General features: G+C 29.5%; 13 protein-coding genes. All 13 read right to left on the bottom strand.

All coding sequences use genetic code 11. The annotated features are described in order from the left end of the window. Positions 1–505 (bottom strand): hypothetical protein (locus tag VLM92_RS04690; protein WP_325275198.1); only part of this gene is annotated, 505 nt, incomplete at its 3' end. A gap of 10 nt (positions 506–515) precedes the next feature. Continuing rightward, entirely contained in the window at positions 516–2,447 is a 1,932-nt protein-coding gene (locus VLM92_RS04685) for a phage tail tape measure protein (protein WP_325275197.1), read from the bottom strand. Further along, complete coding sequence (locus VLM92_RS04680) at positions 2,448–2,690, bottom strand: hypothetical protein (RefSeq protein WP_325275196.1); 243 nt, start codon at positions 2,688–2,690, stop codon at positions 2,448–2,450. A 53-nt stretch (positions 2,691–2,743) separates the two neighbouring features. Continuing rightward, complete coding sequence (locus VLM92_RS04675; RefSeq protein ID WP_325275195.1) at positions 2,744–3,061, bottom strand: hypothetical protein; 318 nt, start codon at positions 3,059–3,061, stop codon at positions 2,744–2,746. 62 nt (positions 3,062–3,123) lie between these two features. After that, complete coding sequence (locus VLM92_RS04670) at positions 3,124–3,606, bottom strand: hypothetical protein (RefSeq protein ID WP_325275194.1); 483 nt, start codon at positions 3,604–3,606, stop codon at positions 3,124–3,126. Positions 3,607–3,617: 11 nt separating this feature from the next. Further along, positions 3,618–3,974 carry a tail completion protein gp17 gene (gp17, locus tag VLM92_RS04665; RefSeq protein WP_325275193.1) on the bottom strand — a complete coding sequence of 119 codons (357 nt, stop codon included), beginning with the start codon at positions 3,972–3,974 and terminating at the stop codon, positions 3,618–3,620. Then, positions 3,967–4,323, bottom strand: a complete 357-nt coding sequence (locus VLM92_RS04660) for an HK97-gp10 family putative phage morphogenesis protein (protein ID WP_325275192.1) — start codon at positions 4,321–4,323, stop codon at positions 3,967–3,969. Before VLM92_RS04660 ends, gp17 begins: the two co-directional genes overlap by 8 nt. Further along, complete coding sequence (locus tag VLM92_RS04655; protein WP_325275191.1) at positions 4,316–4,621, bottom strand: phage head closure protein; 306 nt, start codon at positions 4,619–4,621, stop codon at positions 4,316–4,318. The genes VLM92_RS04660 and VLM92_RS04655 overlap by 8 nt, the downstream gene beginning before the upstream one ends. After that, the gene (locus VLM92_RS04650; RefSeq protein ID WP_325275190.1) at positions 4,608–4,877 is read right to left on the bottom strand and encodes a head-tail connector protein; all 270 of its coding nucleotides are present in this window, start codon (positions 4,875–4,877) and stop codon (positions 4,608–4,610) included. The genes VLM92_RS04655 and VLM92_RS04650 overlap by 14 nt, the downstream gene beginning before the upstream one ends. Positions 4,878–4,900: 23 nt before the next feature. Beyond that, entirely contained in the window at positions 4,901–6,115 is a 1,215-nt protein-coding gene (locus tag VLM92_RS04645) for a phage major capsid protein (RefSeq protein ID WP_325275189.1), read from the bottom strand. Between the two features lie 4 nt (positions 6,116–6,119). Beyond that, the gene (locus VLM92_RS04640) at positions 6,120–6,860 is read right to left on the bottom strand and encodes a head maturation protease, ClpP-related (RefSeq protein ID WP_325275188.1); all 741 of its coding nucleotides are present in this window, start codon (positions 6,858–6,860) and stop codon (positions 6,120–6,122) included. A 20-nt stretch (positions 6,861–6,880) separates the two neighbouring features. Continuing rightward, on the bottom strand, positions 6,881–8,056 hold the full coding sequence (locus VLM92_RS04635) for a phage portal protein (protein ID WP_325275187.1): 1,176 nt from the start codon (positions 8,054–8,056) through the stop codon (positions 6,881–6,883). Between the two features lie 16 nt (positions 8,057–8,072). Beyond that, positions 8,073–8,402: terminase TerL endonuclease subunit (locus tag VLM92_RS04630; protein WP_325275186.1), on the bottom strand; the 330-nt coding region annotated here is incomplete at its 5' end.

Raw genomic sequence — 8,402 nt, 5'->3', positions numbered from 1 at the left:
CTATAGTTATAACAGGATAAGATGTAACATTTCCTATATTAGTTATATATCGTTCAAAACTTTCTCCACCTTCAAATTTAACAGGAAACTGTAAAGGAAATTTAACTCCTACACCTTTAGTTTCATTAATATTTAATACCTCTGGATACCTAGAATATTTATATGGATCTGGTGATATTAAATTAATAACTATAGACCTTTTATCACTTAAAGAAGTATTTTCAACATTAGCCATCATCATATATTCTTTATTACCCATAGAAAATTCAATTTTTTTAGCACCTTTTCTATATAATATCTGATTTAATTTATCCATATTGCTAACTAAATTATTTGTTATAGTCCCATTCAAAGAAAGTTTTTTAGCTTTTATCTTTTCATTTCCTATAAAACTACCATCAGAAAATAAATCTGATTCAAATAATTGTTTTTCATTATTAAATAAACCATTTAAAACAAATATAAAACCATTATTTTCTAAGTCTAGTCCATCTATTATAAGCATATGACACCTCCTAGACTTGTGATAAAAAGGCTATTTCTTGTAAATTTCTTTCCTTATCGCCTTTATCAAATAAATTCATATTTTGAATAGTAATATTAACAGTTTTGTTGTTAGATTCTTTTTCTTTTTTATCTAATCCTAATAACTTAGGTAATTCTTTTATAGGAAGTATAGCTTCTGGTCCAGCTTCTCCACCTACCATTGCTTTGTTTCCGTTCATACCAAATACAGTAGGCTTTGTTAAAATTCCTCCTTTAGCATACCATTCTACACCTATAGATGGTTTTGCTTTCAACCAATCAGCAGGATTTTTAGACCAGTTATTAATTTTAAAATGAGGTAATTTTATTTTAGGGAAATTTAGTTTTGGCAACTTAATATTAAGACGACTAAACCACCCTTTTATACTATCTACAACATTTTTAACTGTAGTTTTAAGAGTATTAAATGGTTTAGCTGCTCCACTTCCTATTTTTTCAAATACCCTAATTATAAAACCTTTAGCATCATCAATAAATGTTTTAAGATATTCTATAGTAAATTTCCAATTTAATTTCAGTTTATTTAGTGTTCCTGTTATATTTAAAGCGTTATCAAAACCTTTTACGAATGATTTACCAACATCATCTCCGAATTTAGAAAGTTTATTAGCAAATTCTAATATAGGTTTAGTTATCCATGATAATAATTTACCAAGTATAGGTATACCTCTTAATATATCATCAATTTTACTACCTATTTTACCTATCCATTTAGCAGGAGCTAAGAATATTCCTATAGCTAACCAAAGAATTTGTTCCCAGTTCTTAGCTATAAAACCTATCCAAAAACCAGGATCAGTTACAGCATCTACTATACCTAAAAGCATATTTAATGTAGCTTCTAATAAAGCACGTCCTATTTGCCCCCAGTTGATTTTATTCGTAATGTCTAGTATAAATCCTGTTAAGTCACCTATCCCATTTATAGCTAGTTGTATGTATCTACCAAGTTTAGCACCTAATTCACTCCAATTAACTATACCTAAAGCATTTTTAATTAAGTCATTTAGTCCTTTGCCTATTTTATTTGGACTTAACTTAGATAAGTCATCACCTAGAGAATCTGCTACTTTTTGAACTCCTTCTTTCATGTTTTTAGTGCCTTCAAAGAAATCTGTTATTTTCCCATTAGCATAGCCTATCTTATCACCGAAAAATTGCATCCCTTTCATAGCTTGTTGTACTATAGGTATAACTTTTATACCTATATCTGTAGCAAATACATTGAATTTATTTTTAATTTCATTCCATTTTTCATTAAATTTAGCAGCCTTTTTTAAATCTTCATCAGATATGATTCCAGCTTTTTTCTTCATTTCTTCTAATTCTTTATTAGTCATATTCAGAACTGGAACTAATTCTTCTCCTGTTGTCGATAGCAATGCAGATGCTATTGCATTTCTTTTAGTAACATCTTCCATGCCTTGAAGTGATATTATCGTCTCATTAAATATTTGTTCTTGGCTCTTTAGCTTACCACTTGCATCTGTAACACTAAGACCAAGCATACCAAATAACTCTGCTCCTTCACCTGCTCCATTAGCTGCATCCATAGCTTTTTCTCCAAGTGCTGCTAAATCTCCATTAGCCTGTTCCATAGAATAGCCAAAGTTCTTCATAACAAAATCCCATTCCTGGAATGCTTTTGTACTATGTCCAGTAACTTGACTGAATTTTGTTATCTCATTCGCAGTTTCTAGTGCTTTTCCAGTTATTAGTGCTAATCCACCTGCTGTTGCTGTAGCCATTACTCCTATTGCTTTACCTACTACCAATGCTTTTTTCTTTATAGAATCAAATGTTTTTCCTACAGATTCTGCTTTTTTATCTGTTTTGTCCAACTTCTTTAAAGCATCTTCATCCTTGATAAGTATAGATCCAAAGAGTTTAAATATTTCCATTTACTTTTCGCCCTCCTTTCTAGCCTTTAATTGTCTTATTTCTGATACTTCTTTTAGTGTATCTTCTATACTAGAAAGTGTATTTGTAGTTGGTTGCATAAAGTTTTTCTTATACTCTTCAAAACTTATAAAGTTATTTTCATCCATATATGGATATTTAGTAAGCCATATGCTAAAAGCTTTATTCTCAAAATCTTTTTCATATGCTTTATTTATTAACTCTATAGCATTTTCCCAGCTCATATTAAGAATATAATCAATGTTTGAATATCTACTTAATAATAAATCGATACAATCTACTTCATCAATTTGCTTACAGTTATAAAAAAATTAGTACCCTTAACCATTTCTTTAAATTTGGCTATAACTTCTACTATTTCATCTAAATCTTTTTCACCAAATTCTTTATCAGAACATCCACATAAGCCACCTAGAAAATCATTTATTTCTTCTTGTGCTAAATATGAATTTTCAACTATCATTTTAACTATTTCTATGCCTACAGTTTCTTGCTTTTTATCTGATAAATTAATAGAACTTACATCTAAATTTATTTTTTTAAGTATCCTAGATACTTTAAAAATGTCATTTCCGTTTAATTTTCTTAATTCCATAAAATTGCCTCCTATTTTTTACATAAAAATAGCACCTAATAAAGGTGCTATTTCTTATCTATTTATTTAACAAAATCAACATTCCAAGGTTCTACATCACTACCTTCTGTATATGTTCCTGTATAAGTTAAAGCATGTATAACTTCATCTTTATCAGCTAAATTCCAATCAAAATTTTCTAAATTTATAGCATTGTTTAAAGTTATTATTACTGCTTTTCCTTCCTTAGTTTTACCAGTCCATTTTACAGTTTGATAATCAGCATCTTGTATATCACCACTACCAGTTATAACAGTATTACTAACATCATCAGTAACTGTTATACCTGGATAATAAGTTCCATAATCTGCTGGTATTATGCTAAGTGCATTCATAGTTAATTTTGGCACTGACTTATTTATAACAGTTCTTCCTTTTACAGGACCTTTGTCCCCATCTGCTTCTATATCTCTATATTCTCTTTCTACTACGAATTGTCCTCCACCTCTTGTAAGAGCAATATCTGTAGTCCCTATAGAAAAAACTCCATTTCCTAAAACTATCATGGTTACACCTCCTATTTAAAATATGTTTGAATGTTGAATCTAAGCTGTCTATGTTTCAGCTTTTTATCTGGTTCTTCTACTTTAAATCTTTGTTGTCTATAAAAAGTAGGTAATACAAATTCATTAGGTAGATTAGATTCATCTAATAGCTTATCTATTGTATCTGTTAAATCCTCAATGACAATAGATGAATCATTCCTATCCCAAATATCTATAATCAGTACTAAATCATCTCTATGTGTCTTAAATCCATCGTTAACATTAAAAACTATGTATGGATACTCTGCATTACTAGGTGCATCTTCGTGATACACTCTAGGATGCTTAGTTTTTAATGTTTGTAATATTAATTCAAGTAATTTATTCATCACTATTCAACTCACTATACACTTGTTTTGTTAAAGTAGTTATAGTATCAATATTTTCCATAACTGTAGGCAATAAAAAAGGATCTGCTGCTTGCTTACTATTACCAAATTCCCAAGCTGCAGCATAAAAAGACTTACTTCCTATTTGTAAGTCTTTTTCCTTTTTCCTTGCCCAATATTGAATACTTTTTTTTAATCTACCACTTCTTTTTCTAGCTTTTCTTCTAATTTCACTTGCTAAAAATTGACCTATAATGTTATACACTCTTTGAGGTTTTTCTTGTATCCTCTTCTTAGCTTTATCAACTTTGGAAATGTATGATTTATGTGAAGTCCTTGGTTTAGCCATTAACAACACCTTCTAACACTATTTCCAACTTATCTATACTCTTTTGATATGTTCTAAGTATATTATATTCTTTATTGTTATATCTAGCATACTTTTCATCATTATATTCAAATGAATTTATCTCAAAACTTAACTCTGGTTTAAGTCCAGTTGATTGTGCTTGATAAAACTCACTTTGTTTTATGCTCTTTCTAGTTCCAAATATTTCAGTATAAGTCTTAGTTTTAATAGTATCACCTATGGAGTTTTGTCCATAAGTGATATTTATTAATTCTAAAACATCATCAAAGTTGCTCATTATATTCACCACACAGGCTTAAATGTTGTTTTAAAGATTCATATGACCTTTCATATCTCTCACTGTCTTTATTGTCTAATCCAAAGTTAGCTTTACAATATGTTTTTATAGCTTGAATTATAATAGGATCATAGTCATCTATATTATTAACACCTGATATTTTCAAATCAGTTTTAGCTGCAAATATTAAATCATTAATTTCATCATCAAAAGCACTACTTTTAATTCGTAGTGCTAATTTTACAGATTCTATCATATTAGCACCACCTTAAAGTTATTTTAAACTGCTGCTTTTTTCTTTAATACTACTAAAGAGTTCTTTTCTACTACTTTACCATCAACTAATATAACTGATTTAGTCACTAAATCATCAGTATCATTATCTTCATATTTCTTTATACCCATATTAAAGTTAGTGTTTAAAACATAATCTTTAAAGTTAAATAAAAATGCAAATACTTTTCCTTCTTCTAAAGTAGCTGAGAAACTATCTAAGTAATTACATAATATAACTTGTCTACCTAATAAAGTTCTTTCAGGCTTTCCACCTATTCCATAGTTTACTCTAGCTATTGGTTGCCCTGCACTATCTGTAATACCTGTATAAGCCATAAATGTCTTTTTAGTCATACAGTAAACTGCATCTGTTTCATATTCTAAAGGTAATGCTGCTTCTGCATCTATTAAAGTTTTATAATCTATATCAACTATATCTAATAATTGTCCAGCTACAGGAGTTTCTGCTAATATACCTTTTGGTTGACCTGTTCCAGTACCACTTATTATAGATTGTTCTATAGCTTTAATCATAGCATCAGTTATATTATTTATTAAAGTAGATTCAAATACAGCTAATGATGTTACATCTGTTTCTAAAGTAACTGCAACAGCACATCTTAACTTATGATAAGCAAATGTTACAGCTCCATCAACAGGTTGGCTTTGCTTATCACTACCAGCACCTTGAGCAACCCATGTAGCAACTGGCTTAACTGATGATGTAGGTATTGATACTCCACCCTTATATGCAGTTCTAGTAACTAAAGGTAATATCATTCCAGTAGCTTCTAATTTTTGAACTATCTTTTCCATAACTGTAGTTGGTATTACTGTTCCTATATCAGTAGTCTTTGTAACAGTATCAACATTTAAAAATTCTCCTGGCATTGCAGCACCTTTTATAACATGGTTCATAAATGCCTTTCTATATTCTAAACTAGCATACATATCATCATTTGATATGTTATTTGTTGAATCTATTACTGTTCCTGGTATAGTTCCTACGCCTGTATTTTGTAAGTTTGTCACCTTATGATTATCCTGTAATGCTTTTATATTTTCCATTTCTTTTATAGCATTTTGTAAATCTACTTCTACTTTTTCTGCTTCCTCTCTCTTTACTTTTGCATTTTCAAAATCTCCAGCATTAGCAAAATCCATAGCTTCATTTAATAAAGTTGTTTTCTTATTTTTTAATATTTCTATTATTTTCATAGTGTTATTCTCCTCTTAGCATCATTATTTTTATTTTTTCTTTTTCTATGTTTTGTTGCATTAAAAAATCAACCTTATGGTCCTTCTGTTTAGGAACTAATATAGGTTGATCTCCATTTGCTTGTATTAATTTTTCTATCAGTTCTTCTGGTATTGATGAAAATGAATTATATAATCCTTTTGTTTTGAAGTTACTTAATCCCCTTAAGGGTGATTTATTATTTTCTTCAAACATTATTTCATCAATCAAACCTAATTCTTTTGCTTTTTCAGCCGATAACCATGTTTCATTGTTCATAAGTTCTAATGCTTTTTCTCTACTCATTCCACTCTTAGCCATATATGCATTAGCTATAGTATCATTAGCATTTTTAAGAACTTCTGCTGTATGCTCCATTACTCTATAATCTCCTCTTACTCCTCCAGTAGATACATTATGTACCATTATTTGAGCAGTAGGAGACATTATACTTTTACCAGCCATAGAAATAACACTAGCTGCACTAGCTGCTAATCCAACTATTTCTATTTTTACATCTCCTGGATAGTTTCTAAGTTCTGTATATATTTCACTTGCAGCAAATACGCTACCTCCTGGACTATTTACTTTTACTTTTATAGGCTGTCCATTAGCTTGTTTTAACTGTGATGAAATATTTTTAGCACTTGTATAGGTCCACCCTATCCAGTCATATAACCATTGTGAATCATCTTCTATGATGTCACCTTTTATTTCTATATCCATTTATCTCACCTCCTTTCAAATTATTCTACTTTAGGTTCATTAGGTGGCTTATTATCTACTACTGCAGTATCAAGTCTTCTTATAGGTTCATCTCCTCCTTTGATTGGTCCAAATCCTAAAATTTGTCTCCATTCATTAGGTACAAGTGCTCCTCTATCTACCATATGAACTAAATTTAATTTAGTGCTCATTGATGCATATTGTAAATTTACAGTTTCAAATACAATTTTATTTCCAAATCCTCTTTCTTTTCTAGTAAATAACTTTCTAGTAAATTCATTAGATAATTGTATTGCTAAAGGTTCTATCTCACTTTCATAATAAGAGTTCCATTCATCTTCATTATACTTACTCTGTATGATCTTCTCGTTAGTATTAAAAAATGAATATAATCTTTGTACTGTTTTTTCAGTTTGAGTTGCATTCGGAACATAATCTTTAGGATCAACTTGTTTAGCATCATATTTAGCATCTGCTGCAGCTGCTCCTCCAAATTCTGAATCTATAGATAAGAAATTATCTACAAACTCCTTAGTTTGCTTTTGTATATCTTCTGGTCTTAAACTTTGATTAAACTTTAATAACCATTTAACAGCACTACCATTTTTAATAGCTTTTACTATCCCTTGGTCTGTAGTATTTATTATTTCCATAAGTGGCTTTAAAGCACTTGCTGGACTTTCTCCAAAAATATCATTTTGGTTATAATCTTGTCTTATGTGAATAATATCCTTATATGGATAAGTAACTACTTTACCATTAACCATAGTAACCTTTAAATATAAAAATCCTTGTTTATCGTATATCGCTTCAACTGCTACTGCAGGTACTGGATATAATTCAACAGGATAATCATATTCATCTCTATGTATGTATATAAAAGCATTATTATTAAGTTGTAATTGTGTTACAACTTTTTCTAACATCATCTGTCCTGTCATATAAGGATTTGGTTCTTCAAGTAAAAATCTCATATAAACATCTGGATTAACTTTTAATCCTTCTTTTGAATTATTTCTTATATGTTTAGCTGTTAGCTTTCCTATAGCTTTTGCTTTTGGTCTAATACAGGACCTTATTATATCTGAATGATACATTTTTCCATTCCAACTATAAAAACCATTACCTGTGTCTGTAATCATTTGAAATCTAGTTGAAGATACATTTTTATTAAAGAACTTATCAAATATACCCATTGTTCTCACCTCCTTTCTAAATCATAACTTCATACTCTGACATCTTATCTTTTAATACAACATATCCGATAATTAAAGATACTGCTCCATCTATACGTTTTCTAGAATCAACACCTTTTATAGGTTGAATATTTCCGTTTATATCAACTTTTATCTCTGTATTAGATAAGCACCATTTATCTATAGGATTATTGTTATAAATAACCCTATGAGCCATTAAATCGGCTCTTAATTCTTTCATAGGAGGTGATAAAGTGTGAACACCTTGTCTGACTTTAATCATTGCATCTTTTCCGAACTCATTTTCATATGCTTGCAATAAACTATCATCAACATGCCAAGGATC

This window comes from Romboutsia sp., assembly GCF_035470145.1.
In the GTDB taxonomy this organism is placed as follows: domain Bacteria; phylum Bacillota; class Clostridia; order Peptostreptococcales; family Peptostreptococcaceae; genus Romboutsia_D.
Note: the sequence above shows the minus strand (reverse complement) of the source record. Positions and strands in the feature narration are given on the sequence as shown.